General features: G+C 63.6%; 21 protein-coding genes. 8 read left to right on the top strand and 13 right to left on the bottom strand.

Annotated elements, in window-relative coordinates:
• The 6 genes from NLM32_RS43330 to NLM32_RS43305 all read right to left on the bottom strand — a co-directional run bounded on the left by NLM32_RS43330 (window position 1) and on the right by NLM32_RS43305 (window position 8,756).
• Complete coding sequence (locus NLM32_RS43330; protein WP_254134742.1) at window positions 1-1,497, bottom strand: sugar ABC transporter ATP-binding protein; 1,497 nt, start codon at window positions 1,495-1,497, stop codon at window positions 1-3.
• Window positions 1,494-2,591 (bottom strand): hypothetical protein, encoded by a 1,098-nt coding sequence (locus tag NLM32_RS43325; RefSeq protein WP_254134741.1) that lies wholly within the window; start codon window positions 2,589-2,591, stop codon window positions 1,494-1,496. The genes NLM32_RS43330 and NLM32_RS43325 overlap by 4 nt, the downstream gene beginning before the upstream one ends.
• Complete coding sequence (locus NLM32_RS43320; protein WP_254134740.1) at window positions 2,588-4,711, bottom strand: SMP-30/gluconolactonase/LRE family protein; 2,124 nt, start codon at window positions 4,709-4,711, stop codon at window positions 2,588-2,590. Before NLM32_RS43320 ends, NLM32_RS43325 begins: the two co-directional genes overlap by 4 nt.
• Before the next feature lie 79 nt (window positions 4,712-4,790).
• Window positions 4,791-5,807: a sugar ABC transporter substrate-binding protein gene (locus NLM32_RS43315; RefSeq protein WP_254134739.1), complete on the bottom strand. Its 1,017-nt coding sequence runs from the start codon at window positions 5,805-5,807 to the stop codon at window positions 4,791-4,793.
• Between the two features lie 46 nt (window positions 5,808-5,853).
• Window positions 5,854-6,825, bottom strand: coding sequence for an ABC transporter permease (locus tag NLM32_RS43310; RefSeq protein ID WP_254134738.1), 972 nt, complete (start codon window positions 6,823-6,825; stop codon window positions 5,854-5,856).
• 41 nt (window positions 6,826-6,866) lie between these two features.
• Entirely contained in the window at window positions 6,867-8,756 is a 1,890-nt protein-coding gene (locus NLM32_RS43305) for an AMP-binding protein (RefSeq protein ID WP_254134737.1), read from the bottom strand.
• A 268-nt stretch (window positions 8,757-9,024) separates the two neighbouring features.
• On the opposite strand from NLM32_RS43305, the gene NLM32_RS43300 reads away from it, so the two are divergent.
• Window positions 9,025-9,969 (top strand): helix-turn-helix domain-containing protein, encoded by a 945-nt coding sequence (locus tag NLM32_RS43300; protein ID WP_254134736.1) that lies wholly within the window; start codon window positions 9,025-9,027, stop codon window positions 9,967-9,969.
• Between the two features lie 45 nt (window positions 9,970-10,014).
• Here the strand turns inward: NLM32_RS43300 and NLM32_RS43295 are convergent, their stop codons facing one another.
• The gene (locus NLM32_RS43295) at window positions 10,015-11,220 is read right to left on the bottom strand and encodes an ABC transporter substrate-binding protein (RefSeq protein WP_254134735.1); all 1,206 of its coding nucleotides are present in this window, start codon (window positions 11,218-11,220) and stop codon (window positions 10,015-10,017) included.
• Window positions 11,221-11,383: 163 nt separating this feature from the next.
• Here NLM32_RS43295 and NLM32_RS43290 point away from each other — a divergent pair, with 163 nt between their 5' ends.
• From NLM32_RS43290 to NLM32_RS43270, 5 genes are all read left to right on the top strand, one after another.
• Window positions 11,384-12,151 carry a FadR/GntR family transcriptional regulator gene (locus NLM32_RS43290; protein WP_254134734.1) on the top strand — a complete coding sequence of 256 codons (768 nt, stop codon included), beginning with the start codon at window positions 11,384-11,386 and terminating at the stop codon, window positions 12,149-12,151.
• A 118-nt stretch (window positions 12,152-12,269) separates the two neighbouring features.
• Window positions 12,270-13,883: an acyl-CoA synthetase gene (locus NLM32_RS43285; RefSeq protein WP_254134733.1), complete on the top strand. Its 1,614-nt coding sequence runs from the start codon at window positions 12,270-12,272 to the stop codon at window positions 13,881-13,883.
• Window positions 13,884-14,062: 179 nt separating this feature from the next.
• Window positions 14,063-14,866, top strand: coding sequence for an MBL fold metallo-hydrolase (locus tag NLM32_RS43280; protein ID WP_254134732.1), 804 nt, complete (start codon window positions 14,063-14,065; stop codon window positions 14,864-14,866).
• A gap of 150 nt (window positions 14,867-15,016) precedes the next feature.
• On the top strand, window positions 15,017-16,036 hold the full coding sequence (locus NLM32_RS43275) for an alpha/beta fold hydrolase (RefSeq protein WP_254134731.1): 1,020 nt from the start codon (window positions 15,017-15,019) through the stop codon (window positions 16,034-16,036).
• Between the two features lie 15 nt (window positions 16,037-16,051).
• Window positions 16,052-16,999, top strand: coding sequence for a fatty acid desaturase (locus NLM32_RS43270; protein ID WP_254134730.1), 948 nt, complete (start codon window positions 16,052-16,054; stop codon window positions 16,997-16,999).
• Window positions 17,000-17,056: 57 nt separating this feature from the next.
• Here the strand turns inward: NLM32_RS43270 and NLM32_RS43265 are convergent, their stop codons facing one another.
• Together NLM32_RS43265 and NLM32_RS43260 are read right to left on the bottom strand one after the other, a co-directional pair.
• Window positions 17,057-17,293, bottom strand: a complete 237-nt coding sequence (locus NLM32_RS43265) for a hypothetical protein (RefSeq protein WP_148771245.1) — start codon at window positions 17,291-17,293, stop codon at window positions 17,057-17,059.
• Between the two features lie 137 nt (window positions 17,294-17,430).
• Window positions 17,431-18,411: a YafY family protein gene (locus NLM32_RS43260; RefSeq protein ID WP_254134729.1), complete on the bottom strand. Its 981-nt coding sequence runs from the start codon at window positions 18,409-18,411 to the stop codon at window positions 17,431-17,433.
• An 87-nt stretch (window positions 18,412-18,498) separates the two neighbouring features.
• Here NLM32_RS43260 and NLM32_RS43255 point away from each other — a divergent pair, with 87 nt between their 5' ends.
• On the top strand, window positions 18,499-19,143 hold the full coding sequence (locus NLM32_RS43255) for a glutathione S-transferase family protein (RefSeq protein WP_254134728.1): 645 nt from the start codon (window positions 18,499-18,501) through the stop codon (window positions 19,141-19,143).
• A gap of 16 nt (window positions 19,144-19,159) precedes the next feature.
• Window positions 19,160-19,594, top strand: coding sequence for a DUF6157 family protein (locus NLM32_RS43250; RefSeq protein ID WP_254134727.1), 435 nt, complete (start codon window positions 19,160-19,162; stop codon window positions 19,592-19,594).
• 3 nt (window positions 19,595-19,597) lie between these two features.
• Here the strand turns inward: NLM32_RS43250 and NLM32_RS43245 are convergent, their stop codons facing one another.
• The 4 genes from NLM32_RS43245 to NLM32_RS43230 all read right to left on the bottom strand — a co-directional run bounded on the left by NLM32_RS43245 (window position 19,598) and on the right by NLM32_RS43230 (window position 23,460).
• Window positions 19,598-20,383 carry an enoyl-CoA hydratase/isomerase family protein gene (locus tag NLM32_RS43245; protein ID WP_254134726.1) on the bottom strand — a complete coding sequence of 262 codons (786 nt, stop codon included), beginning with the start codon at window positions 20,381-20,383 and terminating at the stop codon, window positions 19,598-19,600.
• 11 nt (window positions 20,384-20,394) lie between these two features.
• Window positions 20,395-21,504: a cyclic nucleotide-gated ion channel gene (locus NLM32_RS43240; protein WP_254134725.1), complete on the bottom strand. Its 1,110-nt coding sequence runs from the start codon at window positions 21,502-21,504 to the stop codon at window positions 20,395-20,397.
• Window positions 21,505-21,670: 166 nt separating this feature from the next.
• Window positions 21,671-21,889, bottom strand: coding sequence for a hypothetical protein (locus tag NLM32_RS43235; RefSeq protein WP_254134724.1), 219 nt, complete (start codon window positions 21,887-21,889; stop codon window positions 21,671-21,673).
• 122 nt (window positions 21,890-22,011) lie between these two features.
• The gene (locus NLM32_RS43230; RefSeq protein ID WP_254134723.1) at window positions 22,012-23,460 is read right to left on the bottom strand and encodes a TAXI family TRAP transporter solute-binding subunit; all 1,449 of its coding nucleotides are present in this window, start codon (window positions 23,458-23,460) and stop codon (window positions 22,012-22,014) included.
• Window positions 23,461-23,754 lie beyond the last annotated feature (294 nt).

Genomic DNA, 23,754 nt, shown 5'->3' with positions numbered 1-23,754 from the left:
TCAGTGGATCGCCGCGTACATGATCTTCTCCTCCGTCGCCTCCAGCGCGGAGAACTCCTCCACGACCTTGCCCTGGCGTGAGACCAGGATGCGGTCGGACAGCGCCATGATCTCGGGCAGATAGGATGAGATCACGACAACCGCCTTGCCCTCGTCGGCGAGCCGGTTGATCAGCTCGTGGATCTCGACGATGGCGCCGACGTCGACGCCGCGGGTCGGTTCGTCGAAGATGATCAAATCGGGCTCCTGCACCAGCGATTTCGCGATCACGACCTTCTGCTGATTGCCGCCGGACAGCTCGACCACCTTGCCGTCGTCGCCGATGGCGCGAACCTTGAGCCTCTCGATCCAGGTCTTGCCGACCGTGTCGGTCTCCCGCCGCGACAGCATCATGCGGCCCTTCGGAAACTTCGACAGCAGGCCGAGATAGATGTTGCGCGCGATGGAGGACGTCTCGAAGAAGCCCTCGACCTTGCGATCCTCGGTGACATAGGCGATGCCGGCCTTGACCGCCGGCGCAGGCACGCGGTAGCGCACCGGCTGGTCGTGCAGCAGGATCTCGCCGCCATGGAAGAAATCGCGCTTGAGCACGCCGGCAACGATCTTGAACGTCTCGGTGCGGCCCGCGCCGACGAGACCGAACACGCCGGTGATCTGGCCCGCGAACACCGACAGCGAATTGTTCTTCACCATCGGTGCCATCTTCAGATTCTGCACCGTGAGCACGCGCGCGCCCGCTGGCCTCACGGTGCTCTTCCGCGCGCCATAGAGCGTGTTGGAGAGATCGCGCCCGACCATGGCCTGCACGATCGCGGCGCGGTCGAACTTGGCGACATCGTCGGTCACGACATGCCTGCCGTCGCGCAGCACCGTGATGCGGTCGGCCAGCAGCAGCGCCTCTTCAAGAGCATGCGAGATGAAGACGATCGAGACACCGCGCTTCTTGAGGTCGCGGACGAGGTCGAAGAAATATTTCTTCTCCTCCGGCGTCAGTGATGCCGTCGGCTCGTCGAAGATGATGACCTTGGCGCGGTGCAGGACCGCGCGCGCGATCTCGACCATCTGCTTCTTGGCTGCGCCGAGGCCGCTGACGGTGGCGGTCGGCGTGACGTCGAAATTGAGCGATTGCAGGAATTGCTGCGCGGCGATGTAGATGCCGCGCAGGCGGTTGTAGAACTTCTCCTGTCCGAGAAACAAATTCTGCGCGACCGTCATCGTCGGCACCAGGCTGTTCTCCTGGAACACCATGGCGATGCCGAGATTGCGTGCCTCCAATGGCGTCTTCGGCGCGACATCGGCGCCGTCGACCGTCATGGTCCCCGAGGTCAGCGTCACCACGCCTGCCATGACCTTGGTGAGGGTCGACTTGCCGGCGCCGTTCTCGCCGACCAGCGCGTGGATCTCGCCGCGGCGGAGGTCGAAGTCGACCCCATCGATGGCGGGCACGCCGGCGTAGAGTTTTGTGGCCTTGCGCAGCGAGAGTGCGATGTCGCTCATGGGCGAAACTCCTCGGCAAGGCCAACAAGTGGCAATCGCAGGACGCGGCCCGGTCCCTTGGCAATCAGGACGAGGTCACCGCCCATCTCGATGGCTGCAACGACGCCGTGATTGATGCCGTCGACCCGGCTATGCAGCGAATAGAGCGGCTGGCCATCCGCATCGAGACGGATGACGAGGCCGTAGGAGCGCGGCGGCGCCCACGGCTTGATCACGCCCATGGTCTTGATGTGCGCGCCCTGCATCGGCTCCTTGAACGAGCGCCCGGAGCGCAACCGCGGCGCGACCCAATAGGCCGGATCGATCTCGGCCATCATGCGGCGCCGATAGCCCGGTTCACGCAACACGAACTCGACGAGCTGGGTCCGCGCAGTGAAGGCGGTGAGCCAGTAGCCGCCGCCGGAGGCCTTTGTCAGTCGCGACGGATAGACGGGGAGGTGAGCGAGCACGACCTTTGGCGATGCGCCGGGCGAGACGAGAACGAGACGATGACGCCAGCTCTCGCTGACCAGCATGGCGTTGCCGTGGGCGCAGGTGCCGAAGGCATAGCCGAACCCCTGTGCCAATCGGGTCACGGCTTTGCTGCCGGGATCGAGCTTGAACACGCGGCCGGTCCGATTGAGCTCCAGCAGGTCGCGCGCCCAATCGTCGACGCCGCATGTCGTCGAGCCGTCGGTTGCAATCAGCGTGCCGTCTTCCGCGAGTGCCAGCGCATTGACGGCGTTGAACGCGGCATCGGTGAACGCGACGCGCGGCTGCTCCGCCGAGGGACTTGCGTAAACGCGCACTTCGCGCCCGCCGAGTGCGACGGTCAGGCCGCCACCGGGAAGAGCGCATAGCGCCGAGATCGGCCGCTCGAAGCTGCGTACCTCCGATGCCGTGCCGCCGCTCAGGCACATCAGCCGCCGGCCGTCAGCGATGAAGAGGTTGCTTCCCTCGGTGGCGATATCCTCCGGCGCCTCGCACGTCAGCAAGGTCTCGGCCGATTCCAGCTTCTGGTTGGGCTTCAATGCGCCGTCGAAGGACGGCACGGTGATGGTGGCGTCGCCGCGCCCGAGAAAGCGGTTGGCGAAGTCTTTGACGGCAGCGATCACGAGAGCTTCCCCCATCGCTTGTCATACTGGACGAAGTTCGGATCGGCGTTGTCGAGCTTGTAGCGGCCGATCCTGTTGTTGAGGATGCCGCCCAGATAGAGATAGCCCCGATGCTCGCGCATCGATGTGATCATCGGATGGTTCTCGCCATGCAGATCCCAGAACGATTCGACGATCTTGCCCTGCTCGTTGAACTTGACCACGCAGCCGGTGTTGATGTTGGGGAACAGCCATTCGTCGACCGGCACGCGCTTGGCCATGCGGCGGCGGAAGCCCGGCATCTTCCAGGCGAGATCGAGCGAAGGGCTGCGCATCCCGACCAGTGCCAGCCAGTAATTGCCGTCGGAGGCGAGGTTGATGTTGTCGGGGTAGCCGGGCAGGTTGTCCATGACCACTTCGACTTGGCCCTTCTTCGGTCCAGCAAACCAGTAGCGCTTGATCGAGCAGCCAAAGGTCTCGGCGAACAGGATCGACTGGCCGTCGCTGGCGACGCAGATGCCGTTCGGGAATTTGAGGCCGCGCAGCTCGGTACGCGTGGTACCGGTCTTGGTGTCGTAGGAGATGATGCGGCCGTTGCCGCGGGCCTCCAGTCCGTCGATCGGCCACTCGTCCATCTCGTAGCGCACCGTCGCTTCCGAGAAGAAGATCAGGCCGTCGTCGGTGATGTCGAGGTCGTCGGCGAGCCGCAGCCGGCTGTCATCGTTGACCGAGCGCATGCTGCGGTTGGTCTCGTCGGTCGCCTTTTCCACCGTGCCGTCAGGCTTGATACGATAGAGCCCCATGCCGCCGATGCAGACATAGAGATTGTCTTCGCGGTCGAAGGCCATGCCGAGCGGCTGGCCGCCGATATGGGCGAATACTTCCATCTTCTCGTAGTCGGGCGCGAGGAAGCGCATGATGTCGCCATGGCGTGAGCCGGCATAGAGGTTGTCGTGGCGATCGAGGATGACGTCTTCCGGCGCCTCGATGCGGCCAAGGCCGATCGCCTCGACGATACGCAGCTTGTCGTTCTGCTCGAACGGGCCGCCTTGTCCGATTTCGGTTGGTGGCGGCGGGGGCAGTTCGTGGTAGGTCGGCGCGACATAGACCTTGCTGATGATGCGGGTTCGGTTCTTCTGCCAGCGGATGTCGACCATGGCTGCGACGAGCAGGATGCCGGCGAGCGCCATGCGGTTGACGCCGCCGCGCGCGTTCATGGTTGTGAGGCCGTTGGTGATCAGGAGCACGATCAGGACACCAACTGCGGATTTCGCGACCGAGCCCTTGCCGCCGCCAAGCGTGATGCCGCCGAGCACGGTCGCGGTCAGCACGATCACTTCCAGGCCGACGCCGATGTCGCCGCCGACGGTGCCGAGCCGCGAGGCGAAGAACAGCGCACCGACGCTGGTCAGCGCGCCGCTTGCGACGTAGCAGAGCGCGATGGTGCGGCGAACGGGAATGCCTGAATTGTAGGCCGAACGACGCGAGCCGCCGATCGCGGTGATGTGCCAGCCCGGCCGCAGCCGGGTCATGAAGATGTGGCCGAAGATGGCGATCGCGATATAGGCGAGCGCCACGGTCGGGATGCCGAAGATGCTGCCTGCGCCGATGAAATCCCAGGACGGGATGTCGGGGAAAGCTGAGGCAATGGCGTTGGAGTATCGCTGGATCAGGAGATCGTAAGCCGAACGATAGATGATCAGCGTGATCAGCGTGGTGATGAAAGCGCGTAGCCGCAGATATCCGACCAGGATGCCGTTGACGGCGCCGAGCATCGCACCGCAGAGCAGCGTGGCGATCACCACGGCCGGAACCGGCCAGCCGGCAACGTCGAGCAGATAGAGCGCGCAGAAATCCGTCAGCGCGAAGATCGAACCGACGGACAGATCGATGCCGCCGACGATGACGACGAGCGCGAGCCCAAGTGCGATGAAGCCGATCTCTCCGGCCTGGCGCGCGGTGTCGGCGAGGCTCGCCGGTGACAGGAAGTTGTCGATGGATCGGCTGAACGCGAAGCCCACGATCAGGAGCAGGATGACCGGGATGGCAGTCTCGGTCCATCGCTTGGACAGGATTTCACCGAGGAGATGGTCAGGCCAGTAGCGGTAACGCAGGCTTGTGATTGTGTCGCGCATCGGCATTCCAGCAGGGCATGGAAATTATCGGGCGGAGGGTCCCCGGGCGTTGATGCGCCCGGGGATCGCGTGCGTCAGCGTCGAACTATTTCTTGAGGTCGCTGAGATTCCAGCAGGCCGTCTGGCTGTCGGCGTTCTCCTTGGTGATCGGAATCAGCGTGGTGTATTCCGAGCCCTTGATCGAGCCAGGCTTGGCGCCCGACGACAGCAGCCACTTGATGGTGCCGGCCATCTGCGCAGCCTGGGTCGGCACGTCGTAGCTCATGTTGAGGTCGAACGCGCCGGACTTCACCAGCTCGCAGGCGCCCTTCCGCTCGCCGCCGCCCGATGTCGCGAGAAACACCTTGCCGGTGAGACCTGCTTCCTTCACGGCCGCTGCGGTGCCGATATCCATGCCGTCCCAGAAGCCGACGATGCCGCAGAGATCGGGATTCTGCTTCAGCACCGTCTGCGTGATTGCCTTGGCCTTGGCGGCATCCCAGTCAGCGGCCTGGCTCGACACCACCTTGATCTCCGGATGCTTGGCGAGCACGTTCTCGACGCCCTTCAGCGTGTAGGCGCTCGCGGCCGCCGACAGCGCGCCCTGGATGATCGCGATCTTGTTCGACTTGCCCTCGCAAGCCTTGACCACGCCTTCGGTCTGGCGTTCGCCGATCTCGACCCAGTTGGCGCCGACGAAGGCGGAGCTGCGGTAGGCCGAGCCCATGTTGATCTGGATGACGTAGATGCCTTCGCTCTCGGCGCGCTGGAGCAATTTGGCATAGGTCTGCACGTCCGGATTATGCACGACCATCACCGCCGGCTTCTCGGAGATCAACGAGGTGACGGCCTGCGCGCCGGCATTGGTGTTCCAGTTGGCATCGCGGATCACGAACTTGACGCCGAATGGCTCGAGCTCCTTCTTCAGGCCGGCGTACCAGCCCTCGGTGAGGTCGAAGTTCATGGCGACCGGCACATAGGCCACGGTCTTGCCGGCGAGCGCTTCCTTGAACGGCTTCTGGAATGGTTCGTCCAGGCCTTGCTGAGCGAGTGCCGGTCCGGTCAGTGCCGCGAGAGCCAGTGCGGCGAGGGTCACCCGTGTCGGGTTGCCAAAGGTCTTCATTGCTTCCTCCTTGGTTGTATTTGTCATTGTCGTTCTTGTCGGTCGTTCAGATATCGCCCTGCTGTGCCGTTTCTTCGTTGCGCGGATTCAGGAAAGAGTCCGTGATGACGGCGAGCAGCAGAACCACGCCCTTGATCAAATTCTGCCCGGCGTAGGAGATGTCCATGATGGTCATGCCATTGAGCATGGTGCCGATCAGCAGCGTGCCGATGATGACGTTCAGCACGCCGCCACGGCCGCCTGACAGTCCGATGCCGCCCAGCACGACAACCAGGATCACGTCGTAGATCAGCGTCGAGTTGAAGATGCGGGTCGGCATCGAATTGACCGAGGCCGCCAGCACGAGGCCGGCAAAGCAGCCGATCAGTGCGGTGATCACATATTGCAGGACGATGATCGGGCGTGAGGGAATGCCGGTGACACGCGCGGCGTAGGGATTGTCGCCGATCGCATAAATATAGGCGCCCCAGCGGGTCTGACGCAGCAGGAACGCGACCACGATGCAGGCGATCGCGAACATCCAGATCGACGTCGGAATGCCGAGAACGGTGCCCTGCCCGAGCCGCTCGAAGCCGTTCATGCCCGGGCTCCATTGCACGACGTCGAGCTGGAACAGCGCGGCTTGTCCGAGTCCGGCGAGCAATAGCCCCGTCGCCAGCGTCGCAAACAGCGAGGGCACCTCGGCATAGGCGATCAGCCAGCCATTGACGAGGCCGAAGGCGATCGTGAGCAGCACCGCGGTCAGCAGCGAGAAGGGTAGCGAATGGCCGTTCTGCACCATCTGGAGCACGAGGCCCGGGGGCACGGCGAGCGCCGCGATCAGCGAAATGTCGATGCCGCGGCCGATCACGACGATCGCCATGGCGAGGCCGAGAATGCCGAGCACTGCCACGTTCTGGAGCAGCGTCAGCATGTTCTCTGACGTCAGAAAACCGTTGAGGAAGATCGAGAACACGAGGAACAGCAGCGCGAAGACGGCGAAAACGATCTCCTGCTGATTGAACCGGAAACGCTTCATCCCCTTATTGCCTTTCTTCGACGTCGGCCTCTGTGGGTCCGTTATGACGATCGGGTCCGTATGCGATAGGTCTGCGGAAGCGGTGTCAGACTTTCCGTGAGGGCCTTCACCAGGTCCTGGTCGTTGGAGCTGATCGAGATGTGGACCAGCGTATTCAGTCTGGCGTCTTTGTCGACGAGAATGTCTGCCGCTGTGTCGGGCCCGAAGATTCGGTCAATCTCGGTTCGGACTTTTTCCCGGACAGCGAGGTCACGAAGCGTGGGCTTGAAGATCTTGCCGACCGCGGTGACGGGGAGAGTCTCGAGCAGCACGACGCGCTTCGGCCGGGCGGGAGGCTCATTCACGTTGCGTTCGAGATGCTCGCTCAGCCGCGGCAGGTCGATGGTTTGTCCGGGCGACGGCACCACGAAGAGAATGGGAACCTCTCCGGCATAGGCGTCGGGCATGCCGACGGCTGAGCTCATCTGAACGCCGGGGAAGGCATTGGCGACGTCCTCGATCGCGGCGGGGTCGATGTTGTGACCACTGCGGACGATCAGGTCCTTCTCGCGTCCGGTCAGCACCAGTCGCTGGTCCGGGGTGAGGTAGCCGACATCGCCGGTGACGATCCAGTGGTCGGCGGTGAGCACGCCCCTGTTGTGCTGGGGATCGAGATATCCGGGAAACACTTGCGGTCCCCTCGCAAGCACGAGGCCGCTGGTGAGCGGCGGGCATTCCGTATCGAGGTCGGTATCATCGAGCGCGACGATTTTCGTCTGCGCAAACGGCGCCCTGAAGCCGACGCTGCCCTGCACCGGCGCGCCGCGGCCGGGATTGAACGCGATCGCCGCCGCGGTCTCCGTCATGCCGTAGGTCTCGAACAGCGTGATCCCGGTCCGCGCCTGAAACCTCTCGCTGACGGCTTTCGGCGCCACCGCCCCGCCGGTGAGGGCCATGCGAACCGAACTGACATCGGAAGACCCGATCGGCACCTCGGCCAGCGCGGCAATCGAGGTCGGCACGCCGCTCACGATGGTCGCACGAAACCGCTCGACGGTGTGCCAATAGTCGCGGATCGCATCCGGACTTCTGAGGCTGTAGGGCGAGGGAATGATCACGTGGCCACCGGCCGCCAGGATGGACAGGCCGAGCGTCATGGTGCCGCCGACATGAAACAGCGGGAAGCCGTTGATGGCGGCATCGAGCTCATCCAGGCCGTGGACCTGCGCAAAGCTCCAGGCGGCATGAATCTGGTTTCCATGCGTCAGGCGGACAAGTTTCGGTCGCCCAGTGGTGCCGCCGGTGTGAAATAGCGCGCAGATGGTGTCGCGATCCTGCGATGGCACGAAGTCCAGGCTGTCGCGCATGGTTGCGACCGCCTCATCGAAGCTCGTGGCGCCGCCGGAGAGGCGGCCGTTCGCACCGACCACGAAGATCGTCTTGAGCGATGGGACGCGGCTCGCGACATTGACCGCCTTGGTCCAGATCGTGCGATCGGCGGCCTCGGACGCGACCACCAGGACAGTTGCGTCCTGTGCTTCGAGCAGATCGGCAATCGCATCTTCGGTCAGGAGATAGTTGATCGAACTGGCGACGCCCGCGATCTGGGCCCCGAGCAGTGCCGGGAAGAGCTGTGGCAGGATTGGGCAGAGGAATGCGACGGTGCCGCCGCTTTCATTGATTCCGTGCACTCGAAAGAGATTGGCCGCGCGCGTGATCTCCGCGAGCAATTGCCGATGCGTCAGCGTGACATCGCCGGGCTCGCGCGAGCCTTTGGTCAGCACCGTCAGCGCGGGCCGGTCGGGATGCAGGCGCGCCGTGGCTTCGAAGAGATCATGCAGATTGCGGGAGGGGATGAGGGAATCGTAAGGCCGACCTTCCAGCGCCTCGATGTCGGCGATGGTTTGGATCGGCTGCGTGAACCGCGTCGTGATCAGCGAGGGCGCGCTCACGGACACCGCCAATCAAGCGGCACGGAGGAATGTGCGGCAGCTGATCTGTCCTGATGCAAGCGAACGTTTCCTGCCTATCCCGTTGGGCGATTTTTGTTCTTCATAGGCCACATGCCCGGACTCGGCTTGCTCCGGAGCGCAAAGCTTTTGCTTGTCCGCGCAAACCGGTCTTGCGCGTAGGCGGCGGCCATCTAGAATTTCGCAGTCGGGCCGGCTTGTGCGACGCACAAACGACGTTCATCATGGCCTTGCAACGGATGGGCGCACGATGGACCTGATATTCTCGACGGACGACCTCGAGCCGTCCAAACGTTTCGCCGCGTGGCAAGGTGCCATTTGCGACGTCTACGTTCATGTCGACGTCAATGCGGAAGCGCGATCCGATTATCAGGGCTTCATACGTGAGGCGAAATTCGGCGCGATCACGATGACCGACGTGTTGCTGTCGGAGCAGCGCATCTCCCGGCGCGAGCGGCACATCGCAAAGCTCGACAAGGATTGCTACTACCTTGAATTCGTTCAACAAGGCAGGATCAACGTCCTTCAGGCCGGCCAGACCATGCGTTCGAACGCTGGAATGAGCACGGTCTTCTCGGCTTCCGAGGCCTATGACCTCGAATGCATCGGCAAGGTACGATCGCTCTACCTCGAGATACCCCGCACGGAGTTCGCGGAGCGCTTCAGCGATGGACGCCTGCCTGTCATCACCACGATGACGACGAGTCGCGGTCTGGGTCGGATCGCTGCCGAGTTCTGCACGACACTTGCTCAGGAAGGCGGGCAGCTGGACGAGATCGCAAGGGCGCGGCTTGGCGGCGAACTGATGGACGTGCTGGCACTTGCGCTCGACATGGGCGACCGGGAGGAATTCTCCGAGGACGCGGCCGCGCAGCAGGCCCGGCTGCGCTCGGTCAAGGCCTGGATCGAAGCGCACCTCACCGACGCGGATCTGTCGCTGGAGAGGATCGCGAAGAGCAATGGCGTCTCGCTCAGGCATCTGCACTATCTCTTCCGGCTCACGGATGTCTCGGTGTCCGAATGGATCCTGGATCGGCGGTTGCAGCGTTGCTACGACGTCTTGACACGGTCGGAGTTGCGGTCCCTGTCGATTACCGAGGTTGCCTATCAGCTGGGATTCAGCTCCTCGTCATATTTCAGCACGGTGTTTCGCAGGAAGTTCGGACACAGCCCGTCGGAATTGCGTCGCCGCTAGAGGACCTGCGCCGCGCAAGGCGATGCAGGTCCGTCGTCGTGAGCGTTACTTCACCAGCGGACAGCCGCCGTCCTTGAGTGGACGGAAGGCCTGGTCGGCCGGCACCTCGGCGAGCAGCTTGTAATAGTCCCAGGGAGCTTTGGATTCCTCGGGCTTCTTCACCTGGAACAGGAACATGCTGTGCACCATGCGGCCGTCTTCGCGAAGGATGCCGTTGTCGGTGAAGGCGTCCTTCACCGGCAACTCGCGCATCTTCGCCATCACGGTCTTGGTGTCCTTGGTGCCGGCGGCCTGCACGGCCTTGAGGTAATGCAGCGTCGCGCTGTAGGTCGCGGCCTGGTTCATCGTCGGCATGCGCTTGACGCGTTCCATGAAGCGTTTGCCGAAGGCACGGGTCTTGTCGTTGAGATCCCAGTAATAGGCCTCGGTGATGATCAGCCCCTGCGCGAGCTTCAGCCCCAGGCTGTGCACGTCGGAGATGAACATCACGATCGCCGCCAGGTTCTGCCCGCCGGCGACAATGCCGAACTCGCCGGCCTGCTTGATCGCGTTGATGGTGTCGCCGCCGCCGTTCGCGAGCCCGATGATTTTTGCCTTCGAAGCCTGGGCCTGGAGCAGGAATGACGAGAAATCAGCGGTGTTGAGCGGATGCTTGACGCTGCCGAGCACCTTGCCACCCGCCGCCCGCACGACATCGCCGGTGTCGCGCTCGATGGAATGGCCGAACACGTAATCGGCGGTGAGGAAGAACCAGCTGTCGCCGCCATTCTTGACGATGGCGCTGCCGACGGTATGGGCATTGGAATAGGTGTCGTAGGTCCAGTGCGCGGTGTAGGGCGAGCAGGACTTGCCGGTGATGTCGGAGCTCGCCGCATCGGTGACGATCATGATCTTCTCGTACTGCTTCGACAGCTCCATCACCGCAAGCGCAGTGGCCGAGGTCGGCAGGTCGATGATCATGTCGACGCCTTCGGTCTCCCACCATTTGCGCGCGATGGTGGAGGTGACGTCCGGCTTGTTGAGCACGTCGGCCGCGACCATGTCGATCGGCTTGCCGAACATCTGTCCGCCAAAGTCCTCAATGGCCATCTTGGTGGCCTCGACATTCCCCTGGCCGCCGATGTCGGAATAGACCGAGGAGAAGTCGGAGAGCACGCCGATCTTGAGCGGGGTCTGCTGGGCGGAGGCGGGAGCGATCAGGGCAGCCGACAGCAGGCCGGCCGCAGACATGAGTGCTGCGATAGGTCTCATGGACACGTTTCCTCTTGCGGGACTGTTCCGTCCCTTTGTCCGACAAAGCTAGAGCGGGGTTTCGCAGGAGTCAATTTGCTGCAGATGCAACATTTATAACCGGGTTTGACGCGCTTTTCGGTCGCTCCTATACTTTGTCGGACAATCGCCATTAGGGGCTATCTTGCCAGTCTCGCCGCTCTTCCGTCCGATCGATGTCGCGCCGGCCTATCAGAAGGTCGCCGACGCGATCGAACGCGAGATCGTCAATGGCCGTATCAAGCCAGGCGATCCCATCGGCACCGAGCACGACCTCGTGCGGCAGTTCGGCGTCAACCGCTCGACCATTCGCGAAGGCATCCGCGTGCTGGAGGAGGGGGGCCTGATCCGCCGCGATTCCTCGCGCCGCCTGCATGCCTGCCTGCCGCGCTACAGCAAGCTCGCGAGCCGCCTCAGCCGCGCGCTGGTGCTGCATGAGGTCACGTTTCGCGAGCTCTTCGAGGCCTCGATGACGTTGGAGGTCGCCAGCATCGAAGGTGCGGTGGAGCGGGCGACGGAGGGGAATCTGGCCGAACTCGGCGAGAACCTTGCGCGCAGCGAGGCGGTGGTCGGCGATCCCGCGGCGCTTGCGGAATGCGACGCAGAATTCCATGTGCTGGTCGCAAAGGCCTCGCAGAACCGCGTGCTCCAACTCGCGCGCGAGCCGGCGGCGCAATTGTTCTATCCGACCACCGAGATGATCGTGACGGGTGTCGCCGAAGGCGGCCCGCGCCTCGTTGCCGCGCACCGCCATCTCATCGACGCGATCCGTCGACGCGACCGCGAGGCCGGCGTACTCTGGACGCGCCGGCACCTGCAGGACTGGCGCCGCGGGTTCGAGAAGATCGCCTCGCTCGATCGGTCGGTCGAGCACATGTACATGGAGCACGCGCAGGCGGTCCGGCGCAGATAGCGTCGCATGATCCGGAAACGTGTGAAGCGGTTTTCCGGCAAGATCATCCGCAAGAAGCACAAGACGCAAGATTTCAAGCAAGAAATCGAACAAGCAAAGCCATCACATGGAGGGACACATGACCGGCGACATCGCAGCCACCATCTCGAAGGCGCGCGAGCATTCCATCGGCGATCTTCTGCGCCGTTCCGCGGGTCGCGAGCCGGCCAAGCTCGCCGTGAGCTGCGGCAGCGTGAGCTGGACCTTTGCCGAGATGGATACGATCTGCAACCGGCTCGGCCGCGGCCTGCTCGGTCTCGGCGTGAAGAAGGGCGATCGTCTTGCCGTTCTCTCGCGCAATTCCCATGCTTTCGCCGCGCTACGCTTCGCGGTTGCGCGGATCGGCGCGGTGCTGGTGCCGATTAACTTCATGCTCAATCCGGACGAGATCAATTTCATCCTCAAGAGCTCCGGCGCAAAGTTGCTCGCGACCGGTCCGGATTTCGTTGAGCCGGCGCGCGCCGCGAGCGCGAAGGATTGCGCTGTCGAAAAGATGATCTGGCTGCCGGGCGAGGATCCCGCCACGGCGCCCGCGGGCCTCACCACTTTCGACGATCTGCTTGATCCCGACGGCTCGTTCCTCGAGGCGTCCGTCGACAGCCGCGATCTCGCGCAGATCGTCTACACCAGCGGCACGGAGTCGCTGCCCAAGGGCGCGATGCTGACCCACGAAGCCGTGATGTGGCAGTATGTCAGCTGCATCATCGACGGCGGCATGAGCGTGGACGACAAGTTCCTGCACGCGCTGCCGCTCTATCATTGCGCCCAGCTCGACGTCTTCCTCGGGCCGCAGGTCTATCTCGGCGCCTCCGGCGTGATCACGGGCAAGCCGACCGCCGACAACATCCTGGCGCTGATCCAGGCGCACAAGATCACCTCGTTTTTCGCGCCGCCGACGATCTGGATCGCGATGCTGCGTTCGCCGAATTTCGACAAGACCGATCTCTCGACGCTCCAGAAGGGCTATTACGGTGCCTCCATCATGCCGGTGGAGGTGCTGCTCGAGCTCCAGCGCCGCCTACCCGCGGTAAAATTCTGGAACTTCTACGGCCAGACGGAGATCGCACCGCTCGCGACAGTGTTGCGTCCGGAGGATCAGCTGCGCAAGGCCGGCTCGGCCGGCAAGCCGGTGCTCAATGTCGAGACGCGTGTGGTGAATACGTCGATGAAGGACGTCGAGGTCGGCGAGGTCGGCGAGATCGTGCACCGCTCGCCGCATCTTCTCTCCGGCTATTACAATGATCCCGTGAAGACCGCGGCGGCGTTTACCGGCGGCTGGTTTCACTCCGGCGATCTTGCCACGGTCGATGACGAAGGCCACATCACCGTGGTCGACCGCGTCAAGGACATGATCAAGACCGGCGGCGAGAACGTCGCCAGCCGTGAGGTCGAGGAGATGGTCTATCGCATCCCCGCGGTCTCCGAAGTCGCCGTGGTCGGCCTGCCCGATCCGCGTTGGATCGAGGCGGTCACGGCCATCGTCGTGGTCAAGACCGGCGAGAAGCTGGATGAAGACGCTGTCATCCAGCACTGCGCCGGCCAGATGGCGCATTTCAAGGTGCCGAAGCGCGTGATCTTCGTGGACAGCCTGCCGAAGAACCCGAGCGGCAAGCTGCTCAAGCGCGAGCTGCGCCAGCGCTTCGTCGGGGCTGACACCCTCGACAAGGCGGTTCAGAAGAGCTTTGGGACGTGAGGGTCTGACTCTCTGCGAGTCCGGGGTCGGTTTGAAACGATCGGGCCTCGACATCGTCGATGAGAGCGTAGCGAGCAATCCCGAGTCTTTCCGCGGGTGCATCTCTGGATTGCGTCGCTGCGCTCGCAATGATCGGCTTGAGGCAATAGGGTGCTGCATCCCGCAATGGAGCTCCCACCATGCCTCTCTGGACCTGCGAAACCTGCGGCGCACAATTCCCGGACAACGAAAAGCCGCCTGCCTCCTGCCAGATCTGCGAGGACGAACGGCAGTTCGTGAACTGGAAGGGGCAAACCTTCCTGACGCGCGAGACGTTGGCGGAATACCATCGCCTCGTCTGGCGCGATGATCTCGGCCTGATCGGCATCGGCTCAGATCCGAGCTTCGCGATCGGCCAGCGTGCGTTACTGATCCCGGATGGCAAGGGGTGCGTGATGTGGGACTGCATCCCGCTCGCGACTTCGGAGGCGATCGCGCATGTTAAATCGCTCGGCGGCCTGACAGCGATCGCGATCTCGCATCCGCATTTCTATGGCGCGCTCGCCGACTGGAGCGAGGCATTTGGTGGCGTGCCGGTCTATCTTCATGCCGATGATCGCGACTGGGTGACGCGTCCACATCTGTCGATCGTGCACTGGACCGGCGATCACCATCGCATCTCGGATGACTTGCTGTTGCTGCGCACGGGCGGTCATTTCGCGGGTGCGACCATGCTGCACCATTCGCGCGGCGCCGAGGGCAGGGGCGCATTGCTTACAGGCGACATCGCGCAGGTGACGATGGACCGCCGCTTCCTCAGCTTCATGTACTCCTATCCGAACTACGTGCCGCTCAACGCGGCCGCGGTACGGCGGATCGCTGCGGCCGTCGAGCCGCTCGCCTTCGACCGCATCTATGGCGCCTGGTGGGGGCGCAACATTGCCTCGGGTGCGAAGGACGCCTTCGCGGCATCGGTGGAGCGATACATCGCGGCGATCGCCTGACAGCCAGAATTTCATTGCATTGGCCTAATAACTGTACTATTGGTACAGTTATTAGATGCGACGCAACGATGCGTTTGCCGGTCCGGCACGATCGATGCATCGTGGTCGTGGCGGGCGCATTCCGCGGCCGCGCGAGCGGGATTTGGACGCATGACCGGGCAGAGCGACTACGAGATCTTCGAGGCTGGCGATGTCACGCTTCAATCCGGTGCGGTCTTCCCTTCGCTGAAGCTTGCCTACAAGACCTATGGCACACTCAATCCGGCCAAAGACAACGTCATCCTCTATCCGACCTCGTTCAATGCGCAGCATTTCGACACGGAGTGGCTGATCGGGCCCGACGGCGTTCTCGATCCCACCCGCTATTTCATCATCATCCCGAATCTGTTCGGCAATGGCCTGTCGTCCTCGCCATCGAACTCCGGCAACGGGCCGTTCCCGCAAATTTCCTACCACGACGCCATCGCGGTCCAGCACCGGCTGCTGACCGAGCGCTTCGGCATCACGAAGCTCGCGCTGGTCTATGGCTGGTCGATGGGTGGCATGCAGGCCTATCACTGGGCGGCGCTGCACCCTGATATGGTGGCGCGTGCCGCGGTCGTCTGCGGTAGCGCGCGCTGTGCGCCATACAATCAGGTGTTTCTTGAAAGTGTGAAGGCCGCACTGACCGGCGATCCGGCCTTTCGCGATGGCCGCTTCGTCGAAAGGCCTACGATCGGCTATCGCGCCATGGGCCGCGTCTATGCCGGTTGGGCGATGTCGCACGGATTTTATCGCGACGAGCTGTGGCGCGAGGCAGGCTTCACCTCGCTGGAAGACTATCTCGTCCGCGCCTGGGACACGATATTTGCGCGCCGCGACGCCAACGATCTGCTGGCGCAGGTCGGTATCTGGCAGCGCGGCGATATCAGCCGCTGCGATGCCTTCGGCGGCGATCTCGATCGCGCGCTGGCGGCGGTCAGGGCGCATATGCTGCTGATGCCGGGCGCGACCGATCGTTATTTCGATGTTCGCGACAACGAGGACGAGCTCGGCAAGCTCGTCAACGCGAAATCGGCGGTGCTGCATCCGATCCCGTCGCTGCACGGCCATCGCGCTGGCAATCCCATCAACAATCCGCGCGATCAGGCCTTCCTCAAGGCCGAGGTCGCAGCGCTTCTCAGCAAGTAAGACAGGTCCTCGATCATGAGCGATGCGACAGTTTCAGAGCCCGGCCATCGCCTGAAGCCGCTAAGCCCGGCCATGCTGCGCGAATTGTCGGTGCGCTCGAATCTCAGGGGCGCGGCGCAGAGCCTCGGTCACTACGGAACGATCGTACTGGTCGGGGCGCTGATCTGGATGGTGTCTTCGCGCTATGGCGTGCTCTGGGCGCTGCCGCTGGTGGTGGCGCAGGGCTATCTCGTCGCCTTCCTGTTCATGGCCGTGCACGAAACTGCCCACAAGACCGCGTTCAGGAGTCGTGGCCTGAATCTCGCGGTCGGCTATCTCTCCGCGTTCATCATCGGCCTTCCCTACGAATATTACTGCCTGTTCCATTGGGACCATCATCGCTATACCCAGGATCCGGACAAGGACCCCGAGCTGATCGTCGGCGTGAAGCCGGCATCCGACACGCAGCTTGCGATCGCCTATAGCGGATTGCTCCAGGTCGCCGGCCGCCTCCGGCTGATGCTCGGCCATGCCATCACCGGCAAGGTCGTCGTGCCCTGGATCCCCGAGAACAAGCGCGCCACCATCGTGACCGAGGCGCGCGCCTATGTCGCGTCCTACGCGTTGCTGCTCGCATTGTCGCTGTGGTTCTCGTCGGCGCTGCTGCTGTGGGTCTGGATCGTGCCGCTGATCATCGGGCAATTTTTCTTGCGGCCCTATCTCTACGCCGAGCACACCGGCTGCGAGCGGACCCGCAGCGCGTTCGAGAACACCCGCACCACCTACACCGGTGCGGTCGTCAAATGGATTGCTTGGAACATGCCCTACCATGTCGAGCATCACGCCTATCCTTCGATTCCGTTTCATGCCCTGCCAAGGCTGAACGGCATCGTCGATGGTGAGATCGTCTATCGTGGCCGTGGCTATATCAGAACGACGCGCGAGACATGGGCCTGGTTTCGCCGGCATCGGAAGAGCGCTTGATCTCAACGCAAAACTCCGGCCGCAGCGCGACCGGAGCTTTGTCGTGAAGGCACGATATCAGTAGATCCCGTAGGCGCAGACATTCACGACGCGGACGCGCATGCCGTGGCGGGTCGGGACGACGCGCTCCTGGTAGCAGTTGCTGACGCCGGTGTTGACGTAGAGGCCGCCATAACCGAAGCCCCAGCCGGGACCCCAGTGGTGGAAGCCGTGAGCCGACGCCGCGGTGGGTGCGAGAGCGGCAGCGCCGAGCGAACCGGCGGCGATCAGACCAAGAGCAAGCTTACGAAACATCTTCATTCTCCAGTGTGGCGCGAGGCCGTTGTTGTGTCCCTGCTTCTCGGTCGGGCCGAAGCGTGATTGCGTTCACATGGAGGAGGGAGAATCGTGTTTCAGGATTGTTTCATCGGCCGCGGCGAGGTGCGCCGCTGTCAGGCTTTCCGCGCCGCGCGATAGCGCGCGGCCATCGCCTGCGTCATCTCGGCCATCTTCTCGCGGAGATCGGCGGGCTCCAGCACCTCGGCCTCGGAGCCGAGCCGCAGCAATTCGGCGGCGGCATGCCACGAGGTTTTCCCGGTTGGCACCTTCGCGATGCGCCAGCCATCGGCATCAGTGGTTTCGTCGATCTGCGTGCGCGCCCTGACGTAAGGCTGGCTCAGCGCGTCGAGCAGCTTTACGCCCAATGGTGAGAGCCGCACGACCGCGACGTTCGGGTGCATCTCGGCCTCGAGCCGCAGTGTGGCATCCTGCCAGTAGGCGGCGAGATCGAAATCGGCGGGACGATCGAAGCGGTCGTCGAGCGCGCTGCAGTCGAGCACGCGCGCGATGCGGTAGGTGCGCACGCTGCCGTCGACCTGGCCTGCGAGATACCAGCTGCCACCCTTCAGCACGAGGCCGAGCGGGGCGACACGGCGCAGCTTCTCAGCGCGCCAGCTCTGATAGCGGATCTTTATCAATGTCCCGCGCAGAGCCGCGCCGGCAATCGCGCGCAGATGCTTTGGCTCTTCTGCCTCGCCGAACCAGCCCGGCGCGTCCAGATGAAAACGCTCCTGCATCCGCCCGGCGTCTTCGCGCAAGTTTGCGGGCAGCGCCGCCATCAGCTTGTTCTGTGCGGCGATCATCGCTGCATCGAGCCCAAGCGCGGCCGCCGGGCCTGGCAGTCCCGCGAGGAACAGCGCGCCTGCCTCGCTCTGCGACAGGCCGTTCAGGCGTACGCGATAGCCGTCGAGCAGACGGTAGCCACCTTCCGCGCCGCGGTCGGCATAGACGGGGACGCCGGACGCCGCGAGCGCGTCGATGTCGCGATAGATCGTGCGCACCGACACCTCGCAGGACTCGGCGAGTTCGGGCGCAGTGACCTGTCCCTTGGCCTGGAGGGTGGTGAGGATCGACAGCATCCGGCTCGCGCGCATGATCTCCTTAAACCATACCTGACACAGGATGTCAGGTATGGTTCGCTACAAGGTCATCCATCGCAAGCCGACCCGAGGAGACGCGCCATGACCGATCCGAACCGCATCACGCTGTATTATTCGCCGCAAAGCCGGGCCATGGGCACGCGTGTGCTGCTGGAGGAACTCGGCGCGCCCTATGATCTTCATGTCCTTAACATGAAGGCCGGCGAGCAGCGGAGGCCTCCCTATCTCGCCATCAATCCGCTCGGCAAGGTGCCTGCGATCCGCCATGGTGATGCGCTCGTGACCGAGCAGGTCGCCATCTTGATCTATCTCGCCGATCTCTTTCCGCAGGCCGGCCTCACGCCTGCGCTTGGCGATCCGCTGCGCGGTCCGTATTTGCGCTGGACCGCCTATTACGGCGCCTCCTTCGAGCCTGCCCTGATCGACAAGTTCATGAAGCGCGATCCTATGCCGATCACGCAGTCGCCCTACGCTGACTACGACACCATGCTGGGCGCGCTCGAAACACAGTTGTCGAAAGGGCCTTATCTGCTTGGCGAGCGGATGACGGCAGCAGATATTCTTTGGGGTGTCGCGTTCAGCTGGACGATGATGTTTGGCATCGTGCCGAAGAAGGACGTATTTGTCCGCTACAGTGAGCGCATCACGTCAAGGCCGGCGTACCAGCGCATCAGTGCGGCGGATGACGAGATGGCTGCGCAGCATGCTGCGGCCGCGGGAAGCTAAAGAGGCCGGACCTCATATGGCCAAGCCGCTCCATACGACCAACTGTTTCGACACGTTCATTCGGGTTGCCGAGGACTGTCCGGCGCGCTTCGGTGAGGAGCCGCCGCCGCGGGCCGGGCGACCGACAGTGGCCGGCCTGCAATATGAGATGATCGCGAATGCACCTTACACGTACACGTCGGACGATGTGATTTTCGCAACCTCAGCGCCTGGGCGTGAGCTTGGAGCCAAGGCGACCAGGTCCGAGAAGAACGCTGCCCGCGCGACGTTCTTCTCGCGGGGCCAGGCCTGCATGCGTGCCTCGGGTCTCGGCAAGCGCTACGGCTGGGGTGTGCACGCCGACAGTGAGGGCCGAATCGCGATCTACGCTGTCGACAGCAAACGCTATCAGGCGCTGTCGCACGATTCAGAGCTCACGCAGACACGCGCGATGCGGTCGAAGCGGGGGTGATCCTCAAAACCGCGGCGGCCGCTTTTCCGCAAAGGCCTTGATGCCTTCCTTGATCTCGTCGCCGCGCATGCTGTCGCGGTGGCGCTGGTCGGCGGCTTGCTCATCCAGCTCGCCGCGGGCGAATTCGTTGATTGCGCGTTTCATGCCGCGCATCGCGTTCGGGGCATTGCCGGCGAGGATGCTGGCGAGCCTGTCGACCTCCTCGTCGAGTGTCTCGACCGGCACCATGGCGGTGAGATAGCCGATGCGCAGCATCTCCGGCGCGGTGATTTTCTGCGCCGTCAAGAACAGCTTCTTGGCGTTGTCGGCGCCGAGCCGCGTCACATAGCGTTTGATGCCGCTCCTGTAATAGTGCAGCCCGAGCCGCGCCGCAGGCATGAACATCTCGGCGGTATCGACGCCGATGCGGAAATCGCAGGCCAGCGCAAGGTCGGTCGAGCCGCCATAGACGCCGCCATTGAGACGGCAGATCGTTGGCACGCCGAGGTCTTCCAGCCGATTGACGACGACCTCGAAGGCCGAGCCCGCGCTCTGCTGCTCGTTGGCGCTCACGGCTCGTTCGGCGACCGAATTGAGATCGTATCCCGCGGAGAACGCGCGTCCGGTGCCGGTCAACACCAGCACGCGGATGGCTGGATCGGCCTCGACCCGGTCGAACAGCCTGACCAGGTCGCCGAGATCCTCCGCCTGCAGCCGGTTGAGATGCTTGGGCCGGTTCAGGCGGATGGTGGCGCGCGCACCATTGATTTCGAGCACGGGGCCGCTGGCCGCGTCGGCTGTGTCCGACATTCTTGTCTCCATTACTTGTTTTCGAGCGCCCGGCGCTTCGCCTCGGCGTCGATGGTCTCGGCGAGGTCCGGGTGCCGCGCCATCAGCACGCGGAAGTCGACGAGGTCGAGCACCAGCAGCCGCGACACTTTCGTGGTCGAGACATTGGCGCCGCGCATGTTGTTGCCGAGCAGCGCCATCTCACCGAAGAAGGCGCCCTCGCCGAGCTGGACTTTCTTGCCGGGGAGGTCGACCTCGACCGCGCCGGCCGCGATGAAGTACATGCAGTCGCCCTGCGCGCCCTTGCGGATGATCATGGTGCGTGCCGGCAGCTCCATGGTACGCAGCATGTGGGTGACGTCAGCGATCGCTGCCGGCCCCAGCGCCGCGAAGAACGGCACCTTGCTGACGGATTCCCAGGTCTTGAGGAAGTTGTCACGCCGGGTTTCCGCCGCGAACCCGGTCGCCAGAATACCGGTCCAGAGGCCGAACACGCCGAGGCCGGAGATCATCACCAGCGCCGCGACCATGCGGCCGAGCGGCGTGACCGGTACGACGTCGCCATAGCCTGTCGTGGTCAGGGTGACGACCGCCCACCACAGCGCGGCAGGGACGCTGCCAAACGTCTGCGGCTGCACGTCCCGCTCCAGGAAATATTCGGCGACGGAGGCCAGGAAGACCACCATCAGGAAAATCACAAGCACGCTGAGCAGCGGTCCGGATTCCAGCACCAGCACGCGGCGGAGCTGGCGCAGGCCGGGAATGCCCGGCACCACCTTCAAGACCCAGAGCACGCTCAGGAGCCAGGCGGTCTTGGGTTCGGCGCCGAGGATCAGGGCGACCGGCACCGCCAATGCCCCCAATGCGTCGACCCACCCGGCCGAGGAGGACATGTAGAGGGCGAGCCGCCCCTGCCGCGCCATGTGGCGCAGCCGGACCAGCCATTCGAACACGAAATAGGCGAGACAGGCCCAGAGCAGGAAATCGACCCAACGGTGGGCCGCTTCATAGGCTGGATCGAGCGTTAGCAGCACCATGCTGACCACGCCGACGGTCACGGCCACATAGGCCGCCTTGGTCATGTTGCGGCCGGCGGTCGCGGCCACGAACTGGGCCAGAGGGGGAAACATCGGCTTGAACATGCGGAATGGCGGCTCGATCTTGGTGCTTGGCGGTCCCGGCCAGGGACTTGGGCGCCAAAGTGCCCGCCCGGACCGGGGCCGTCAACGACGGGGCGGGCAGCCGAACCATCCGCCCGGATCAGGGCGCGGCTACTTCGTCCAATCGCAAGGGGGCGGGGTCTGGTTGCTATTTGAAATGTGGAGGTTCGTCATAGCCGCGGCGGCTGCTCAGGAACAGCAGCATCATCAGGCCGACGCCGACGATCACGGAGAACCCCGCTCCGAGCGCCAGTGCCACATAACCTTCCGTCGGGAGCGGGTCGCCTTCGACCGCCATGGCCGAATAGCCGAAGTAACCAACCGCAACCAGCATTCCCAGCAAGATGATGAGAAGGAGCAGACGCATGGTGCGTTCTCCGGTTGTGCTGAGAACGCCAACGGTTGTACGAGGGAAACGGTTCCCGGGGCATGGCTCGCGATTCGCCCAAAAAGCGAGCGAGCCCGATCTCGAGGCACGGCCTCGATAGGTCAGGCACTCTGAGCCGTCTTCACCACGACGACATTGCTGTCTTCGGGCGGCGGGAGCGCGGCGGGGGCGCCGATCTTCTCGAGCTCGCTGGCGTGGCGCTTCAGGTAGTCGCGGCGCATGCCGATCTCGTCGCGGACGAATTCATAGCCGAGCTTGAAGGTATCGAGGCCGTCGGTACTGATCGTGCCGTCGCGCAAGCCGATCACCGCGCCGCGCAAGATGCCCTCGAGCTCGTCCTGCAGGCATTCGAGCTGATCCAGCGAATGGGCGTGCTCGATGCGTTCGCCGACGTCGAGGACGGCGGTAGAAAGTTCGCCAGCCTTCTCAGGCGCGATGCGGGTGATCTTGGCGTAGATCGCAGCGAAGATCGAACCGATGACGCTGAGCGCGGCGGCGCCCAGATACATCATGTCGCTGTACTTATCCATGAACGACTTGGTGTCGTCGTTGATGTAGTCGGCGGCGCCCTGATGCGCCATCACGTACGCATCTTTCTCGACGGAAGCCGGTTCGATATGGGTCGCAAAGCCGTTGTCGAGCCCGAGCGCGGACTTGTTCTCGTAGACGATGCGCGCGATGTCGCCGGCGGTGGTCGCCGACATCTTGGACTGAGCGACCAGCAGCCATTCGAGGCCGATCGTGTCGAGATCGTCGTCGGGAATCTCGGGCGAGGCGGACAGCGTGCCTGCCGTCAGCGTCTCGTCTGATATGCCGGGGAATTTGCGTGCCAGGGCCTTGGCCTCGTCGATTGCATTGAGCGTGAAGCCGCCACGCTTGGCGACCTGCTCATAGGCCTTGTCGCGCACGGCTTTGGAGGCGTGGACGACGGCAATCACCGCACTGAAGCCGTTGGCCGGCGCGAACAGCTTGTCCAGTGTCGCACCCTGCGGCGCCATCTGGATCTTCGCGGCGTCGGGGCTGTCGGCGGGAATGTCGAGGATGCTGCGAACGAAGGCGAGGGACGAATCATTCTCGGCGAGAATGGCGACCTTCTTCTTCTTGAGCTCGGCGAGCGACTTGATCTTCTTGCTGCCGGGGCCGAGCAGCAGCACGAGATCGTGCTCGAGGATCGCGAGCGTCCGCGCCCGCAGCGGCACCTTGGCGTCGGTGCGCAGCACGGCAAGATCGGCCTGCCTGCGATCGAACTGCGCGAGTGCCTTGGCGCCGTCGGCGTTGTTGACGACCTTGATCCGGAAACGGGAGGCGTTGTTCTTCAGCAGTGTGGCGAGCTTGGTCGCGAACAGTGCTTCGTCGCTGTTGGGAGCGCCGACGGCAAAGGTCAGCGTCTCCGAATTGTGCAACCAGGCGCGTCCGGCCCAGACGGTGGCAAGCGACAGCAGCAGGGTCAGCACGACATACAGCACGACCTGCTGCTGATTGGTCTTGATCACCTTGGGACGCCGGGGCGGCGGGAGCTCGGTCGACGAGGTCGGACCTTCAGCACTCATGGCAGCACTCTGGCCTTATTTCTGGGACGGCGGGCGGCACGGGCATCGCCGGCGGCACGCGCGGAAAATTCGTAAGCATCTGAAAAAAGAACGATAATCCTCTACCTGAGGATGATAGCGCTCCAGCGAGAGAATGCAAATTCCGCGCCGAAGGTAACCTTACCCGACCGATCCGCGTCGTTTGGTCATGCTATCACCGTTTAGCCACAGTTGGCGATTTTCCAGTTCCCCCCGGCTGCATTCCGTCGCGGGAGATGTCATAAATCAGCGGTCCCGATGATCTGACGGGTCCAA

The organism is Bradyrhizobium sp. CCGUVB14 (assembly GCF_024199935.1).
Taxonomy (GTDB): domain Bacteria; phylum Pseudomonadota; class Alphaproteobacteria; order Rhizobiales; family Xanthobacteraceae; genus Bradyrhizobium.
This window is presented reverse-complemented; position numbering and strand designations above follow the sequence as displayed.